17 protein-coding genes are annotated in these 15,831 nt (G+C 64.1%); 3 read left to right on the forward strand and 14 right to left on the reverse strand.

Going from position 1 to position 15,831, the window contains the following annotated elements:
* Nucleotides 1–47: 47 nt before the first annotated feature.
* Both JMY29_RS05055 and JMY29_RS05060 read left to right on the forward strand, forming a co-directional pair.
* Entirely contained in the window at nucleotides 48–1,256 is a 1,209-nt protein-coding gene (locus JMY29_RS05055) for a 5-methylcytosine restriction system specificity protein McrC (RefSeq protein WP_064722052.1), read from the forward strand.
* A gap of 35 nt (nucleotides 1,257–1,291) precedes the next feature.
* The gene (locus JMY29_RS05060) at nucleotides 1,292–1,546 is read left to right on the forward strand and encodes a PLDc N-terminal domain-containing protein (protein WP_018777096.1); all 255 of its coding nucleotides are present in this window, start codon (nucleotides 1,292–1,294) and stop codon (nucleotides 1,544–1,546) included.
* 3 nt (nucleotides 1,547–1,549) lie between these two features.
* On the opposite strand, the gene JMY29_RS05065 is transcribed toward JMY29_RS05060, so the two are convergent.
* Entirely contained in the window at nucleotides 1,550–3,217 is a 1,668-nt protein-coding gene (locus tag JMY29_RS05065) for an ATP-binding protein (RefSeq protein WP_189076007.1), read from the reverse strand.
* Nucleotides 3,218–3,316: 99 nt separating this feature from the next.
* Here JMY29_RS05065 and JMY29_RS05070 point away from each other — a divergent pair, with 99 nt between their 5' ends.
* Nucleotides 3,317–4,060, forward strand: coding sequence for a response regulator transcription factor (locus JMY29_RS05070; RefSeq protein ID WP_018777098.1), 744 nt, complete (start codon nucleotides 3,317–3,319; stop codon nucleotides 4,058–4,060).
* Here the strand turns inward: JMY29_RS05070 and fdxA are convergent.
* The 13 genes from fdxA to bioB form a co-directional block, all read right to left on the reverse strand.
* The gene (gene fdxA / locus JMY29_RS05075; RefSeq protein WP_055974393.1) at nucleotides 4,057–4,341 is read right to left on the reverse strand and encodes a ferredoxin; all 285 of its coding nucleotides are present in this window, start codon (nucleotides 4,339–4,341) and stop codon (nucleotides 4,057–4,059) included. The genes JMY29_RS05070 and fdxA overlap by 4 nt on opposite strands.
* 6 nt (nucleotides 4,342–4,347) lie before the next feature.
* Nucleotides 4,348–5,847: an aldehyde dehydrogenase family protein gene (locus JMY29_RS05080; RefSeq protein ID WP_189076006.1), complete on the reverse strand. Its 1,500-nt coding sequence runs from the start codon at nucleotides 5,845–5,847 to the stop codon at nucleotides 4,348–4,350.
* 21 nt (nucleotides 5,848–5,868) lie between these two features.
* Nucleotides 5,869–6,681, reverse strand: a complete 813-nt coding sequence (locus JMY29_RS05085; RefSeq protein ID WP_189076005.1) for an SDR family oxidoreductase — start codon at nucleotides 6,679–6,681, stop codon at nucleotides 5,869–5,871.
* Nucleotides 6,681–7,622, reverse strand: a complete 942-nt coding sequence (locus JMY29_RS05090) for a dihydrodipicolinate synthase family protein (protein WP_189076004.1) — start codon at nucleotides 7,620–7,622, stop codon at nucleotides 6,681–6,683. Before JMY29_RS05090 ends, JMY29_RS05085 begins: the two co-directional genes overlap by 1 nt.
* A 63-nt stretch (nucleotides 7,623–7,685) precedes the next feature.
* Nucleotides 7,686–8,492 (reverse strand): enoyl-CoA hydratase-related protein, encoded by an 807-nt coding sequence (locus JMY29_RS05095; RefSeq protein WP_189076003.1) that lies wholly within the window; start codon nucleotides 8,490–8,492, stop codon nucleotides 7,686–7,688.
* Entirely contained in the window at nucleotides 8,489–9,739 is a 1,251-nt protein-coding gene (locus JMY29_RS05100) for a CaiB/BaiF CoA transferase family protein (RefSeq protein WP_189076002.1), read from the reverse strand. The genes JMY29_RS05095 and JMY29_RS05100 overlap by 4 nt, the downstream gene beginning before the upstream one ends.
* Nucleotides 9,736–11,118 carry an FAD-dependent oxidoreductase gene (locus JMY29_RS05105; RefSeq protein ID WP_055974408.1) on the reverse strand — a complete coding sequence of 461 codons (1,383 nt, stop codon included), beginning with the start codon at nucleotides 11,116–11,118 and terminating at the stop codon, nucleotides 9,736–9,738. The genes JMY29_RS05100 and JMY29_RS05105 overlap by 4 nt, the downstream gene beginning before the upstream one ends.
* A gap of 10 nt (nucleotides 11,119–11,128) precedes the next feature.
* Nucleotides 11,129–12,457: an MFS transporter gene (locus JMY29_RS05110; RefSeq protein ID WP_018777106.1), complete on the reverse strand. Its 1,329-nt coding sequence runs from the start codon at nucleotides 12,455–12,457 to the stop codon at nucleotides 11,129–11,131.
* A gap of 161 nt (nucleotides 12,458–12,618) precedes the next feature.
* Nucleotides 12,619–13,218 (reverse strand): helix-turn-helix domain-containing protein, encoded by a 600-nt coding sequence (locus JMY29_RS05115; protein ID WP_018777107.1) that lies wholly within the window; start codon nucleotides 13,216–13,218, stop codon nucleotides 12,619–12,621.
* 89 nt (nucleotides 13,219–13,307) lie between these two features.
* A complete protein-coding gene (locus tag JMY29_RS05120; protein WP_018777108.1) occupies nucleotides 13,308–13,688 on the reverse strand; it encodes an Hpt domain-containing protein in 381 nt (126 codons plus the stop codon).
* A 334-nt stretch (nucleotides 13,689–14,022) separates the two neighbouring features.
* Complete coding sequence (locus JMY29_RS05125) at nucleotides 14,023–14,502, reverse strand: very short patch repair endonuclease (RefSeq protein ID WP_079581183.1); 480 nt, start codon at nucleotides 14,500–14,502, stop codon at nucleotides 14,023–14,025.
* A 41-nt stretch (nucleotides 14,503–14,543) separates the two neighbouring features.
* Nucleotides 14,544–14,774, reverse strand: coding sequence for a biotin synthase auxiliary protein BsaP (gene bsaP, locus JMY29_RS21015; protein WP_456153853.1), 231 nt, complete (start codon nucleotides 14,772–14,774; stop codon nucleotides 14,544–14,546).
* Complete coding sequence (bioB, locus tag JMY29_RS05130) at nucleotides 14,771–15,793, reverse strand: biotin synthase BioB (protein ID WP_189076001.1); 1,023 nt, start codon at nucleotides 15,791–15,793, stop codon at nucleotides 14,771–14,773. The genes bsaP and bioB overlap by 4 nt, the downstream gene beginning before the upstream one ends.
* Between the last annotated feature and the right edge of the window lie 38 nt (nucleotides 15,794–15,831).

The following is a 15,831-nucleotide window of genomic DNA, read 5'->3' on the forward strand; positions in this document are numbered from 1 at the left end:
CACCGTCCAGTGCCCGGGGCGCCAACAAGGGGCCCCGGCACATCGTCATGGACGAGCTCTCGGGTGGGGTGGTGGAAAAACTCGATCCCGAATCCGCGGCTTTCATCAACACCAGCGGGCTGGCCAAGGCATCCCCCATGGGCCTGGGCCTTTACCGTATTGAGCCCGCGGGCAAGGTGGGCTCCGTTCGGACGGCCACAGTGCAACTGGAAGTCCGGCCCAAGGACCGTTTGGGCCTTAGCCGCTTGCTGTTTCTGCTCAGCTACGCCGGGGACCAAGGTTTTCGCGACCATTCCGTGGAAGCCGTGGAGCACCCGGACCTGTGGAGTGCGCTGGCGGAGTCCCTGGCGCAGCTGGCCGATAAAGCGCTCAGCCGTGGGGTTCTGCAGGGCTACCTCACCGTCGAAGAGTCGTTGCGCACCGTCAAGGGCCGTATCCGGATCTCGGACCAGATCTCACGGCGTCCGGGAATGATGGTGCCGCTGGAGGTCTCCTATGACGAGTTCACCGAGGACATCGCCGAGAACAGGATCCTCCGGGCCGCACTGGAACGCATGGGCCAGGTTCCCGGGGTCCGTCCCGACGTCCTGAGCCGCTTGCGGCAGCTCAAGGGAAAGCTCGACGCCGTGACCCGCCTTCAGCCCGGCGCGCCGCTGCCGCCGTGGCGGGCCAGCCGGATGAACCTGAGATTCCACGCGGTGCTGCGCCTGGCTGAGGTCATCCTGCGCAATGCCTCAGCGGAGGCAGGCCAGGGCAGGCAGCAGACGGCGTCATTCGTGGTGGACATGGGGCAGGTGTTCGAGGAATTCGTGGGGACCGCCCTGCGAAGCGCTATGGCCGCACACCCGGGTGAGATGCGCCTGCAATACGGCGCGCTCCTGAACGAGGCCGTCCGGGATTCAGACCGTTTGACCGTCCGTCCGGATGCGGTGCACTTCCTGGGCGGCCGCCCGGTGGTGGTGTACGACTCCAAGTACAAGGCAGCTTCCGACGCCGGGGCTTCCCTCAGCGCTGACCACTACCAGTTGCTGGCCTACTGCACCGCCCTGCGGGTCCCCACGGCCTGGCTGGTTTATGCCGGGGCGGGGGAAGTGAAGCTGCGGCGCATCCTGAACACGGACATCGATATCGTGGAGTACCCGCTGGACCTGTCCCGGCCGCCGTCGGAAATCCTTGCTGCAGTGGCAGACCTCGCTGAACAGTCGTGGGGCGAAGTAGTACGCCAGGCTGTGGCGGGACGATCGGCGTCGGACTAGCCTGTGAAGTAGACCTTTCGCCCTGAGGAGGCACCATGGCCGGCAAGAAAACGTGGCGTGATATGAGCAAAGGGCAGCGCATCTCTGTGCTGGTCAGTGGGGCTGTGAACCTGGCGTTGCTGGTGGCAGCGCAGCGAAGCATCGCCAAAACCCCGGACTCGAACATCAGGGGGAAGAAAGTGATGTGGCGTGCGCTTTCGTTCATCAATTTCTTTGGGCCGGTCAGTTATTTCCTGTTCGGCAGGCGACGCGAATCCGGCTTGGTGGGCGGCACCCCGGCAAAACGCTGAGAGCTAGGCGGGCATCTTCACTGTGAAGGTGGTTCCGCGCCCGGGCTCGCTCTCCAAGGTGATGGTCCCGCCGTGCGCTTCAACAATGGCCTTGCTGATGGGCAGTCCCAGCCCAACCCCGGGGATGGCGCTCTTGCGGACCCCGCCGGCGCGGAAGAATTTGGTGAAGGCCTCGGCCTGTTCTTCCTCGTTCATGCCCATGCCCGTATCGGTGACACGGCAGAAGACAAAGTCCTCATCTTCCCAGGCCGCAACTTCCACATCGCCGCCGTCGGGGGAGTACTTGATGGCATTCGACACCAGGTTGTCCAGGACCTGGGCCAGGCGTGATGAGTCCACGCGTGCTTCCAGGGCATCGGGCAGGTCCATCGAGAGCCGGATGCCGGCCTTGGCTGCGCGGGGCTCGGCGGAGGTGACGCTTCCCCGCACCAATTCGGCAACGTCTGCCGTGTGTCGTTGAATGACGATCTGTCCGGATCGCACCGCCAACAGGTCCGAAACCAAGGTCAGCAGCCGCTCCGCGTTCCGTCTGACGACGTCGAGTTGTTTGCGGGAATGGGCATCGAGGGAGGCGTCGTCGAGGATCAGCTCGACGTAACCCAGGATGGACGTCAACGGGGTGCGGAATTCGTGGGAGACGTTGGCCACGAAGTCATCCCTGGCTGCCAGCGCGTTCACCAGATCCGTGACGTCACTGAAGACCACCACAGAGCCCGCGAACTTCCCGGCGTCGTCCAGCATGGGACGGGCGCTGGTGGTGAAGGCCCGCTGTTCCTCTCCTGTACCCAGCCAGACCAGCTGGTCTGTGAAGCGTTCGCCCAGGACGGCGCGCCGCACCGGCCGGCGGTCGGGCGGCAGGGGAGTGCTCCTGTCAATGTCGAACACCAGCAGCTGGGATTCGTTGGGGTCGTCGTTGTCCGGCGGTGTGGCCAATGCGTGGGTCTGGCGCTGGCGCCTGTTCATGAGGATGTCGTGCCCGTCGCCGTCAACAGCAACCACGCCCAGCGGCAGGGCTTCCATGACGGTGTTCAGCAGCCGTTCCTGTTTGGTGCTGATACCCAGCGCTTCTTTCAGGGCCTCGTCCTTTTGCTCCAGGACGCGCTGCTGGCGCACCATGCTCAGGGTGAGCACACTCACCGAAACGCCGATGCCGAGGATAAGGATGGGGAACAGCAGGGGTTTGGTGAGGGCCTGTTCGCTGACCTCGTTATGAAGGAAGACCGGTACCCAGACAATTCCGAGTGGGCCCAGGAAGGACATGACGATGGCCAGCCGCGGGTAGAGGCCGGAAGCGCACAACCAGATGACAGGCAACACCACCAGGACACTGAGGCCGGTAAGCGCCTCCTGTCCGCCTTCCCTGCCGAAGGCTATGGAAACCATGTCCAGGATGGGGATGGTGAGGAAGCTGGCGAAGGGCAGGCGGTGCCAAGGAACCACAATGCACAATGCCAACAGGAATGCCTGGCTCAGCAGGAAGATGAGGAACAACGGGTTTTCGAGTGTGGCGGGGAAAAACAGCCACACCAGAATTGCCGAAAGACAGACACACACCGATAACGGCAATTGACTGAGGACAACCCGCATCCGCAGGGTATGTTCGTGGAACGAGCGCTGAAAAATCAACAATTTCTTCTTTTCACCAATATCCCAAGCTGAGGGTTGGGTCATGGCACAACCACCACGGGTGCGGAAGAAATTCGGTTCATGAGATCAGCCTAACCATAACGGATATACTTCTGAGGTTATCGAAGGGGCTGAGGGGCAGCGATGAGTGAAGTACGTGTGGGGCTGGTCATTGAAGACGACCAGGATATTCGCGAGTTGGTGCGGGTAGTTCTTTCCCAAGCAGGATTTGATGTTCACACGGCGTCGACGGGTTCTGCCGGTGTGACGTCGGCCCGCGAACTCAACCCGGACGTCATCACCCTGGATCTCGGCCTTCCTGACATCGACGGTTTCGAGGTCGCACGGCAGATCCGTAAGTCCTCCGACGCCTACATCATCATGCTCACGGCCCGCGCCGAGGAACTCGATACTCTCATGGGCCTGGAGGCTGGTGGCGACGACTACCTCACCAAGCCTTTCCGGCCGCGCGAATTGCGTGCCCGGGTGGAGGCCATGATGCGCAGGCCGCGTGCGTCGTCGGACACCAAGAGCGCGCCGGAAGAAGCGGATCCGGAGATGATCCACAACGGACTGGCCGTTTCGGCCGGTTCCCGCACGGCAATCCTTAACGGCACCGAGTTGAAGCTCACCCGCACAGAGTTCGATCTGTTGCTGGCGCTCCTGGAAACCGGCCGGATCGTGCGGACCAAAGCCGACCTCGCCCGTCGCCTTCGCAACGAACCCTACGACGTCGGCAGTTACGTCAGCGACGCGGACGAACGTGCCGTTGAGGTGCACATGGGCAACCTGCGCAAGAAGCTGGGCGACAGTATCCAGGGTCCGCGGTGGCTCGAGACGGTCCGCGGCGTCGGGTACCGGCTCGCCCCGGCCGTCAACAACAACTAGGCAATCCGCAAGGGCTCGGCCGCGACCACAGGATGGTCGCGGGCCGGATCCTCGAAGAACTCGGCGTTCGCCCGGACATAGTCTGCCCACTCATCCGGGACGTCGTCCGCGTAGTAGATCGCTTCCACCGGGCACACCGGATCACAGGCCCCGCAGTCCACGCACTCCGAGGGGTGGATATACAGTGAACGGTCACCCTCGTAGATGCAGTCGACCGGACACTCGTCGATGCAGGCTTTGTCCTTCACATCCACGCACGGCTGGGCGATCACGTAGCTCATGGCGGGCTACACCCCTGTGTAAACGGTCTTGCCCCAAGTGAAGAAATCCAGCGCGGAGCGGCCTTGTTCGCGGAACGTGTTGGTGGAGGAATCTTTGACTCCGCCGAAGGGAACGTTCAGGTCCAGGCCCGCTGTTGGACGGTTCACTTTCACAACTCCGGCCTGTGCCCGTGCAGCAAAGTCGCTGGCCAACGCCAGCGAGTCCGTGCAGATTCCTGCCGTGAGGCCGTACCGGGAATCGTTGATGGCGGCCAGTCCCGCTTCGTAGTCGGCAACCTCGAGCACGGCCACTACCGGACCGAAAATCTCCTCCGTGACTGCGGCGTCGTCAAACGGCAGGTCCGTGAGGACGGCCGGTGCGAGGAACAGCGGACCGGTGGGGTCGCCGTCGTACTGTCCGTGCAGGAGCGTCGCGCCGCGTTCGACGGCGGTCCGCACCGCGTCCTGGTCCTGCTCGAACTGCTGCCTGCTCACCACAGCGCCCATCCGGGCTTCGCCCGAATCAACACCGCCAAGGCCGTCCCCGGGGTTGTAGGTGGCCGCTTCCGCTACGAGGGCTTCCAGGAAGGCAGGGCGGATGCCGGGTGTCACATAGACGCGCGACGTGGCCGTGCACGCCTGGCCCGTCAGCCCGAATGCCCCGGCGGCCACCACCTGCGCGGCTTTACGGGCATCGGCATCGTCCAGCACCAGGACCCCGTTCTTGCCGCCCATTTCCAACTGGACGCGGGCCCGGCGTGCGTTGAGGATTTCCTGCAGCCCGAGGCCTACCTTGGTTGAGCCGGTGAAGGACAGTCCGGCGATCCGTGGATCCCGGGCCAGGGCGTCGCCCACGATGCGGCCCTTGCCGTGGACCACATTGAAGACTCCTGCCGGGAGTCCCGCATCCTGGAGGGCGCGGGCAAGGTGCGTGGCTGAGAGGGGAGTGAGCTCGGCGGGTTTGATCACCACGGTGTTGCCGCTGATGAGGGCCGGTGCGGTCTTCCAGGCGGGGATGGCGATAGGGAAGTTCCAAGGCGTAATGAGCCCGACAACGCCCAATGCTTCGCGGCGGGTGGTAATGGTGGTGTCAGGAAGCCCACTGGGCAGGACTTCACCCGTGGCGGCCCAGCCCAGGGAGCCGAAGAAGCGGAGCACGTCGGAAGCCCGTTTCACTTCGCCCTTGGCTTCGGCCAGGGTCTTGCCCTCTTCACGGACCAGATCCTCGGCAATGGCGGCCTGGCGGTCGAGGAGGAGGTTTCCGGCTGCGATCAGTATGGCACCGCGAGCCGGTGCGGGCAGGGCGGCCCACGCAGGCTGCGCGGCAGCAGCGGCCGTGATGGCGGCGTCCACGTCCTGGGCGGAGCCGCTGGGGGAGAGCGCGGCGAGCTCATCCGGACGGGCCGGGTTCATCCGCCTGGTTCCGGCCTCGCCGAGCCATTGGCCGTTGATGAGGTGCTGGGCGGTGAGGTGTGGTCCGGGGGTGCCGCCGGTTGTGAGGCTGGTATCAAAAGTCGTGGAGGTCATGTCGGTCCTTAGGTAGATGGTTTACAGGCTGCGGATCAGGCCGCCGTCGCACCTGAGCGCGACTCCGGTGATGTACGACGCCGGTGCGCTGCACAGGAAGGCTGCGGCGGCACCGAACTCGGCAGGTTCTCCATACCGTCGGGCGGGTATGGTCTTGCGGGATTCGAGCTGGATGTCCTCCAGCGTGGTACCCCGGCGTTTGGCGGCGGCCTGGTCCAGTTGGGCAACGCGGTCCGTGGCGATCCTGCCGGGAAGGAGCAGGTTCACCGTGACATCGTCCAAGGCGACTTCGGCCGCGAGGGTCTTGAGGTAGCCGGCAAGCGCGGCACGACCGGTGTTGGACACCGCCAGGTTGGGGAGCGGGGCAGTGACCCCGCTGGAACCGATGGCCAGGATGCGTCCCCAGCGGCGTTCACGCATTCCCGGCAAGACCCTGGAGACCAGGGCGTGATGGGGTTTGACCAGGAGGTCGAAAGCCGCTGCCATGTCCGCCGAACTCAGGGTCGCGGCGGCGCCGGGCTTGGGCCCGGGACCGTTGAGGACCAGGATGTCGATCGGGCCGAGGTTTGCCACGGTCTGGTCCACGGCGGATTCGATGCCTTCCTCAGTGCCCAGGTCAGCTTCGATCGCGACCGCGTCGAAGCCGGTGCTGCCAAGCATTCCCGTGCCGTAGGCGGCCTGCAGTTCGGCAACGATTTCCTTGGCCCGCTCACGCCGCCTGCCCACCACTGCCACCCGGACGCCTTCGGCGGCCAGTGCCCCTGCAGCGGCCAACCCAAGCCCGCCTGTCGAGGCCGCTACGAGCGCTGTCTTTCCTGCGATGCCCAGATCCATCAGATGCTCCCTGCTGTGGTGTGTGCTGCCAGTGCGGCAGCGGCTTCTGCCAGGTGCACGTTCATGGCCTCGCGCAGCACGTCCGGGAATCCGGCCGCCGGTGCACGGACGCCGGAGTCCTTGATAATGCCGCGCTCGCGAAGGCATTCCTTGCGGATAGCGAGGGCAACTTTCGCCTGTTGCTCAAAGTTGATGAGCGGCAGGTACGGCTGCAGTTCGCGTTCGGCGGCTGCATATCCGGCGTCCTGCCAGGCCCGCACGCAGGAAATGAGGGCTTCCGGATAAGAGAAACCGGTCATGGCACCGGCTGCGCCTGCCAGGAGTTCATCCAGGAGGCCCTGGCCGCCCAGGCCGCCGAAGATGGAAACCCCGACGGCGGCCCGCAGCTCCGCGATGGCCACGCTGGTGGGCGGGGCTTCGGCTTTGACTGCGATGACCGAGGCGCAGGCGTTGACCGCAGTGATCAATGCCGGTGTCGGGATGCTGACACCGCTGGCCAGGGGATAGTCCTGCAGGACAACCTTCGCCCCTGTTGCCCGGTGGATGGCATCAAGGTGGGCGATGACTGCTTCGGCGCGGGGCGAGTTCGCTTGCACCATGACCGCGGCAAGGCGCGGGCCGGCGATCTGCTGTGCGGCCAGGACCTCTTCGATGGCCGGCCGGGTGGCCAGAGCGGTGCTGCCCACCACCAGCGGAAGGGCGGTGCTGTCGATGACCGTTTCCAGGACATCGCGGCGTTCCTGCGGTGTCAGGGAGGCCGCTTCGCCGAAGACGCCCAGGACAGTGAGGCCGGTCGTCCCTATGGCCTCGTAGTGCTCCACGAGTCCGGCGAGGCTGTCCAGGTCCACGTCCAGGGTGCTGCCTTGGAACGGCGTGGCGACAACGCCCCATACGCCGGGCGGGAGGGATTCACGGTTTTTGGGCGCAGAAGAGAGAGGCATGTGGTTCCTTTCAGTGCAAATGCGGTGCTGTGGTGCCTGAAGTGGCTGTTGGTGGGCGCTTACTCAGCGGCCGGGCCACACAGGCGGACGCTTCTCCTGGAAGGCCCGGACGCCTTCCGCGGAGTCCTCGCTGTCCAGCGCGGCCATCAGGGCAGGAAGACGCAAGCCCCGGGCTTCCTTGGCCGTGAGGTGGCCGGTCCGGCTGACCATTTGTTTGACGGCTTTGACCGAAGTGGGCGCGCAGGCAAGGATCTGCTCCACCCAGCGCTGGACTGCGGCGTCGAGTTCCTCGGCGGGTACCACCTCGTTGACGAGCCCCATGGAACGCATTTCGGCAGCATCGGCCTTGCGTCCGGTCAGCAGCATTCCCATGGCCTGCGTGTAGGGGATGCGTCGCACCAGTTGATGGATGCCGCCGTCGAGCGCCAAGCGCCCGACCCGGGGTTCGGTCAAACCGAACTTCGCGGTATCGGCCGCCACCACGATGTCTGCGCCGAGCACGATTTCCATGCCGCCGCCCAAGGCATACCCGTTGACCCGGGCGATGACGGGGATGTCCAGGCTGGTGCGGAGGCTGAGGCCGCCGAAGCCGTTGGGGTCCAATCCTGCCCAGTATTCCAGCCCGGTCTTGTCCACTGCCTCTGCCGACATGTCGGCGCCAACGCAGAACGCGCGAGGCCCGGCGCCGGTGATCACCACGGCCCGCACGGATGGATCTGCCTCCAGCCGGGCCCAGATTTCGTTGAGCCGTGCGTGCGTGGCGCCGTCCACGGCGTTGAGCACGCCCTGCCGGTCGATGACCACGGTGGCGACTCCACCGGTGATCGTCAGCGTGACCTCGTCCACGGTTTCTTCAACCACGACGCTCATCGCAGGACTCCCAACTGCTGCAGGCGTTCGATGGTTTCCTCATCGAAGCCGTTTTCCAGCAGGACCTCGACGTTGTGCTCGCCCAGCCGGGGTGCTGTCCTGCGGATGGTGGGAGGGGTGGCGGAGAGCCGGATGGGAGCATTCAGCATTTTCACGGTGCCCACCGTCGGATGTTCAGCTTCGACGATCATCCCGTTGGCTTCGGTCTGTGCGTCGGCGAGCGCTTGCTCCAAGGTGTGCACGGGGGCGTTCAGCAGGCCCTGTTCCTCAAGCTTCGCGGTCCAGTATTCGGTGGTGTTCGTGGCGAAGTGCTCCCGGAAGATTGCCTGGAGGGCGGGTTTGTTCTTGAACTGTTGTTCCAAGGTGGCGAACCCGGGCCGTTCGGTGAGGTCCTCGTCGAGGTCCAGCGCATTGGAGATCCGGGCCAACGGGTCCGGGGTGAAGCCACCCACCATGCACACGGCGCCGTTGGTGGTTTCGAAGACTCCGCTCAAAGGCATGGCACCCCAGTTGACCTCGTAGCCGCGGTTCAGCTGCATGCATGCTTCCTGCATTTGGAGGTGCAGCATGGAGTCGTACATGGTCACTTCCACCTTTTGGCCGGTGCCCGAGGTCTCCCGGGTACGCAGCGCCAGCAGGATGCCCTGCATGAGGTGCATGCCGGTGATGTAGTCGCACAGGGTGGTGGGGTAGATGGCCGGCTTGGCGTCTTCGGACTCGCGGCGCCACATCACGCCGGAATAGGCCTGGGCGATCGCATCCTGGCCGCCTTTGTGGGAGTAGGGTCCTTCGGGGCCGAAGCCTGTGCCGGAAGCCCAGATGATGCCAGGATTCTTCTCCTTGAGTTCCTCGTAGCCGAAGCCCATGCGTTCCATGACGCCTGAGCGGAAGTTGCTGACCACGACGTCTGCGTCGGCCATGAGCCGGTGCAGTACCTCGCGTCCCTCATCAGTGCGGGTGTCTACGGAGACGCTGCGCTTGTTCCGGTTGATGGACAGGAAGATCGGGTTGTCCTGCCCGTCCTGGTCCGGGAAGGAGTTACGGGAAATGTCGCCGGCGCCGGGCCGCTCCACTTTGATGATGTCGGCACCGTAGTCGCCCAGCAGCTGGGTGCAGGACGGGCCCATGAACACTTGGGTGAAGTCCACGATCTTGATGCCGTCCAGGGGGAGCCGCATGGGTGCCCGGGACTCTGCGGCGTGTGCCGCCGTCGTGTGTTCTGCTTGTTCCAGGGTCACGGTGCTCATGCCGGCACCGCTGCTTCGGAGTCGACGGTGGCGTTCGACGACGGGACGTCGCCCGGGTCTGCACCGTGGCGGCGCATGCCCTGCTGGATGTCCGCTGCCGCGACATCGCGGACCAGGACGTTGTTCTCGACGGCGAGAGCCGCCGCGACGCCAACGGCTTGGCCCATGGCCATGCAGGGCGGGATCTCGCGGGACATCTTCTGGGCCTCGGGCGTTGCCGAGTAGTGCCGTCCGGCCACCAGGAGCTGGTCCACTTCCTTGGGCAGCAAAGAACGGTAGGGGTAGTAGTAGTCCCGGCCGCGTGCCACGGTGTCTGCGAAGTGGCGGCGCTGGGTGACGTCGTCCTTGGTCATGACGTATTCGCCTTGCAGGAGCCGGGTCTGGCGGACGCCCATCTGGGAGGCGACGTCCAGCATGTAGCAGTTTTCGAAGCCCGGGAGGTTGGCGCGGACGTAATCCACGGCCTCGGAGATCCGGTCGCGGGCAGCGAACTCTGCTGCGGTCATGTCGGCGGGGTCGACACCGTCGAAACCGGTCATGTGCGGGGCGTTGCACCAGACGACGCCGTCGATGGGGGTCTTGAGCCACCACAGTTCCCAGGCGCCGCCGAGGAGGCGCTTGATCTTGCGGTTGATGGCGCGGGCTTCCTTCGGATTGGCCTGCTCGAAGGCTTCGGCCGCGTTGGTATCGACGTTCCCGAGGCGGAAGACCAAGGTGGTGAGGTAGTTGTCCTTGGCGTAGCTGGCACCGGCACGGGATGCGACGTCGATGTCACCGGTGGTGTCAATGACGACGTCGGCCATGAAGGCCTGCGGGCCAAGTTTCGTTTCGCAGATGACGCCCTTGATCACGCCGTTGTCCACGATGGGACGGGAGAACCAGGAGTGCAGGCGGAGGTCCACTCCGGCTTCGCGGACGAGGTCGTTGGATACGCGCTTCCAGCCGTCGGGGTCGAAGGCGGCGGCGTAGCAAATGGGCTTGGGGTTGGTGTGGGAGTGGAAGTCGAAGGTGCCGAAGCGCCCCCACTTGTTCCAGAGTTCCTCGGAGGTCTTGCGGTCATCGGCCGGCGGGACGATGGCCAGGCCCAGCTTCTGCAGGCGTTCGACGTACTCGGAGACGATACCGGTGACGGTGATTTCCTGGCCGTTGATCATGTCGTCGAGGACAAGGACCATGCCGCCGGAGGCGAGGCCACCCAGGGATGAGTAGCGTTCGAGCAGGGTGACCTTCGCGCCGGAGCGCGCTGCGGTGACGGCGGCGGCCACACCGGCGGGCCCGCCACCTACGACGAGGACATCGGAGCGGGAGATGACCGGGGCGGTGAGGTCCGCCGTCGAAGTGCTGAGTTCGAGGGACGTGTGGTGTTCGAGCGGGTTCATGGTGAAGTCCTTACTTGCCGACGAAGATGCCGTTGCTGCGGCGGGCGGCGATGTAGAAAACGATGCTGAGGATGGACAGGACGGCCACGTAGACCGGGAAGATCCAGCTGAGGTTCAGTGATTGGAACCAGACCAGGAGGTAGGAGGCGGTTCCGCCGAAGAGGGCCACACCGATGCCGTAGCCGAGGGCTACGCCGGTGCCGCGGATGTTCTTGGGCATCAGGGAGGAGCTGACCACGTTGTAGAGGGTCATGTTGAGCACCAGAACGATCGAGCCGCCCAGGAGGACTGCCGCGAAGCCTCCGATGCCCGGCTGTACGTAGAGCAGCATCAGGAAGACCGCGGGGATGGCAAGGATGCGGGTGACCAGGAACCAGGTGGACATCGCTTTGCCGTCGGCGAGTTTTCCGATGACCCAGCTGCCAATGACCAGGATGACGCCCAGGATGGTGGTCAGGGCGAATACAGCGGTGGGATCTTCCTTGAATCCGCTGCGGGCGGCGCTGGGGAGGCCTACGTTCCAGGCGTAGTTGTAGGCCTGTGCCGCGCCCACCACGAAGATGATGGCCAGGACGGACAACCAGTGCTTGCCGACGCCCTTCCAGACTGCGCGGGGGGTGTTGGTTGCCATTTCCTCCTGCTTGAGGGTTTCCGGGAGGGAACGGCGGAGGTAGAGGACCACGAAGCCGAAGAGGGCGCCGATGATGAACGGGACCCGCCAACCCCACTCGCCCATGGCGGTCCCGCCGATGACCAGGCTGCAGAGGAAGCTGACCAGGGAGGCCATGAGGATGCCGATGTTCACATAGAAGGACATGATGCCTGCGACGTACCCTTCGCGGCCTTCTGGTGCCAGTTCCACGGCGTGGGACGTGGAGAGCGGAGCTTCGATGCCGGTCGAGATTCCCTGCAGGACGCGGCACACCAGGAGGATGATGCCGGCGGCAGGGCCGATGGTTGCGTAGCTCGGGGTGATAGCGATGATTAGGGTGGTGCCTGCCATCAGCATGATGGACAGGAGCATGACGCGTCGTCGGCCGATCCGGTCCGCCAGCGTGCCCAGGAGGATGCCGCCCAAGGGGCGGAAAGCGAACCCGACGGCGAACACAGCCAAGGCGTTCAGCGTTGCCGAGAGGGGATCGGTATTGGGGAAGAAGTTGGGGCCGATGAAGGCTGACAGGAGGCCGAAGACCATCCAGTCGTACCATTCAAGGGCGTTGCCCAGGCCAAGTCCGAGGAGGCCCTTACGGACTTCCGGGGTGAACCTGGCGTTCTTCACGGCAGTGGATTCATGGGTTTTGGGTGAGGGGACTACGTTGTCCGTTTGGATGTCGAGCATGGAAGTGTCCTTACGCTGACGCCCGGGAGGGCGTGGGAGGGTATGACGCAGGAACGCCCGTTGGAGGCGTTTGATGCGAAAGTGGCAAGGAGTGTCAGCGGCCACGTGTTCGTGCCCGGACGGTTAAGGGAAAACGCCGGCGCCGTTGTACGGCGGCAGGGTTACCACGCGTGTGGTGCGTTGACCCAGATGGCTACGCATACCTCTTCGTAGCTGTTCTTGTACCAGTGGGGGATCTCTGAGGAGTAGGTGATGGAGTCGCCCTCTTCGAGGCTGTAGCAGACGCCGTTCAAATAGACGTCTTTACGGCCGGAGATGATGTAGCAGAACTCTTCACCGCTGTGGGTAAAAGGGGTGTCGCTGGTGTCGTGCCCTGGGGGCGTGCTGATCCACTGTGCTTCGATGCTTCCATCGCGGTTCGGGGTGAGCAGTTCATGTACTGCTTCACCGACGGATTCGCGCGTGACGTTCTTCAGGTTGCGTCGATCGGACCTGCGGACCACGGGGGACTTTGATTCGTCCTGGCCTATGAAGAATCTCCCTACGGGGATGTCCAGGCCGTGGGCCAGCTGGGCCAACGTGGTGAAGGAAGGGTTGGCCATGCCGCGTTCGATCTGGCTGACGATTGCCTGGCTGAGGCCTGTAATGTCCGAGAGTTGGGCGAGGGTCATGCCCTTTGCCTTGCGCATGGTGCGCACCTTGTTTCCTACAGTCGCCAGCAGTTCGCTGGTGGCTGGTGGGGCAGGAGTCTCGGTGGTCATTGCCGCATCCTTCGTTGGTGAGCTAACTCACACAACTATAGTGAAGATTTTTAGCGAGTCAATGGTTTTCTTCATTAAGGTGAAGAATTTTACGGAATCGGGGTTTCCAGCTCCCGGATGGTCCCGAAGACGAAGTTCTCGATCGCACGGACTTGATCCGTCAGTTCGTGCAGGTGATCGGCAGTGGGCAGCAGCCGGATGCTCATCTCCAGTTCCGTCGCCAGGCGCTCCATGCAGATCGCCCCCACCATATGGCTGGACGTCTTCAAGCTCAAGACCGCGTCCATGGCGTCTTCGATGTCGAGATTGTCCAGGGCGCGATGCAGCCGGGAAACCCGCCAGGGCAGCAGGGCCACGTAATTGCGAACGAACGCGTGGATGATGGTGGGGTCGCCGCCGAGCTCGGCTTGGAGTCCAGTGAGAACGGTGTGATCCACCAAGGCGTCTGTGCACTCGTCATACTCAGACACCAAACCCCTCCCGCCTCCGAACAATCGATTCACGCTTCAACAGTAGAACCCGTGGAACAGCGGAAGTGCCATAAAAGCAAAGCTTGATCCAATCTTGAGCGGACTCAGAGGGAGTCTTGATTCCCGGGCCGCAGAGTAGGTCGAACAGAAGAAATCCCTGATCCGGGGGACCTTCCAGCGTCTACCAAGGAGAGGGGAAAAGCGTGGACAGCAGTGCTCGCCCATCGCCTGGGCTGATGGTCACTATTGCCTTTTGCCTGGCGATCCTCCTCGGCATCGGCGGGACCGCGGCCTATGCTCTCTGGGAGCAGGGATCACACAGTGTTGGCTCCGATCACCCCGTCGAGTCTGCCCCCTCAACGTCCTCCAGGCCGTAGCCGGCGCGCCTGCCCAGGAAATCCGTCAAGCGGTTTTCGAGAACCGGAAGATCCTTCAGCTCGCATTCCCAGACCGTCAGCACCTGCCAGCCGGACGCACCGAGTTGCTCCCGCTGCCGGGCATCCCGCTCCCGGGTCCGGGAACGCTTGGCCGCCCAGAAGTCCGCATTCGCGGCAGGAGCATGCAGGCCGGCCTTGCAGTCGTGGAAATGCCAGAAGCAGCCGTTGACGAAGATGACCTTGCGGCGGCCGGCGAACACCAGATCGGGCCGGCCGGGGAGCTTTGATCCGCCGGATTGGCCGTGCAGGCGATACCTGTAGCCCTTGGCATGCAGGAGCCTGCGGACCAGCAACTCCGGTTTGGTGTCCTTTCCCCGGATTTTGGACATGTTGCGGCTGCGCTGCTCCGGTGTCAACAGGTCCCGGCTTTCGCCCATAAGACCACTCTACCCAGGGAGTTTTTGTACAGATAATGGCCTTATGGAGCGCTTTTAGGAGCATTATCTGTACAAAAACTCGTGAGGGGGTGGCGTGAACACTCGGCCGTCCACCCCAACGGCGTGACCTGGACCTTCATGCGCCTCCGACACGCCGGGCAATAGCGCGGCGGCTCCATCACCAACTGCTGTCGGCAGCTTTGGTGAGCGTCCGACGTCGGGCCCTCACCTCCGCAGTGCCCGCAGTAGGCGGGCGGCACCGCGGCCCTCACAGCGACTTCTGGAGCTCCTTGATGGGCATGTTCAGCTCCACCAGGAGATTGAGGTCGGCGTTGGCAGGACGGCCCAAGGTGGTGAGGTAGTTGCCGACAATGACGGCGTTGATCCCGCCGAGGAGACCCTCCCGGGTGCCAAGGTCGCCGAGCGTCAGTTCGCGTCCTCCCGCGTAGCGGAGCACGGTGCGTGGCATGGCGAGGCGGAAGGCGGCGATGGCGCGGAGGGCGTCCTTGCCGTCCATGATCCCTTGGTTATCCAAAGGCGTTCCGGGGCGGGGATTGAGGAAGTTCAGGGGGACTTCGTGCGGTTCAAGGGCGGCGAGCTGGGTGGCCAGTTCGGCGCGTTGCTCCACGGATTCGCCCATGCCGATCAGGGCGCCGCAGCAGAGTTCCATGCCGGCAGCCTTGACCATGGCGCAGGTTTCGAGGCGTTCTTCGTAGCTGTGCGTGGTGACGACCTCGGGAAAGTAGCTGCGGGCCGTTTCGAGGTTGTGGTTGTACCGGTGCACGCCCCACCCGGCCAGCTGGTCCACCTGGCGCTGGGTGAGCATGCCCAGGGAGCACGCGATGTTGATGTCCACGTCCTCGTTGATGCGGTCGATCGCGAACTTGATCTGGTTCATGAGCTTGATGTCGGGGCCACGAACGGCGGCGACGATGCAAAACTCCGTGGCACCTGTCGCGGCGGTTTCCTTGGCTGCCTTGACGAGCTCCGGGATGTCCAGCCAGACCCCGCGGACGGGGGAGTCGAACAGCCCGGATTGGCTGCAGAAATGGCAGTCTTCAGGGCAGCCGCCGGTCTTGATGGAGATGATGCCTTCCACCTCCACGTCCTCGCCGCAGTGTTTCAGCCGAACTTCGTGCGCGAGTTGCAGGGCCGCCGGGATGGCGTCGTCAGGCAGCCGCAGAATCTCGACAAGCTGGTCTTCGTTCAGGCCCTCGCCGCGTTTCAGGACCTGCCGACGGGCGGTGTCAAGAATGGCGTGGACGGTCTTTTCCTGGGGTGCGTGGGTCATGTCCTCGACGGTATCCGTGCAGGTGGAAGGACATTTTG

It is taken from the genome of Paenarthrobacter nicotinovorans (assembly GCF_021919345.1).
GTDB classification, from domain to species: Bacteria; Actinomycetota; Actinomycetes; order Actinomycetales; family Micrococcaceae; genus Arthrobacter; species Arthrobacter nicotinovorans.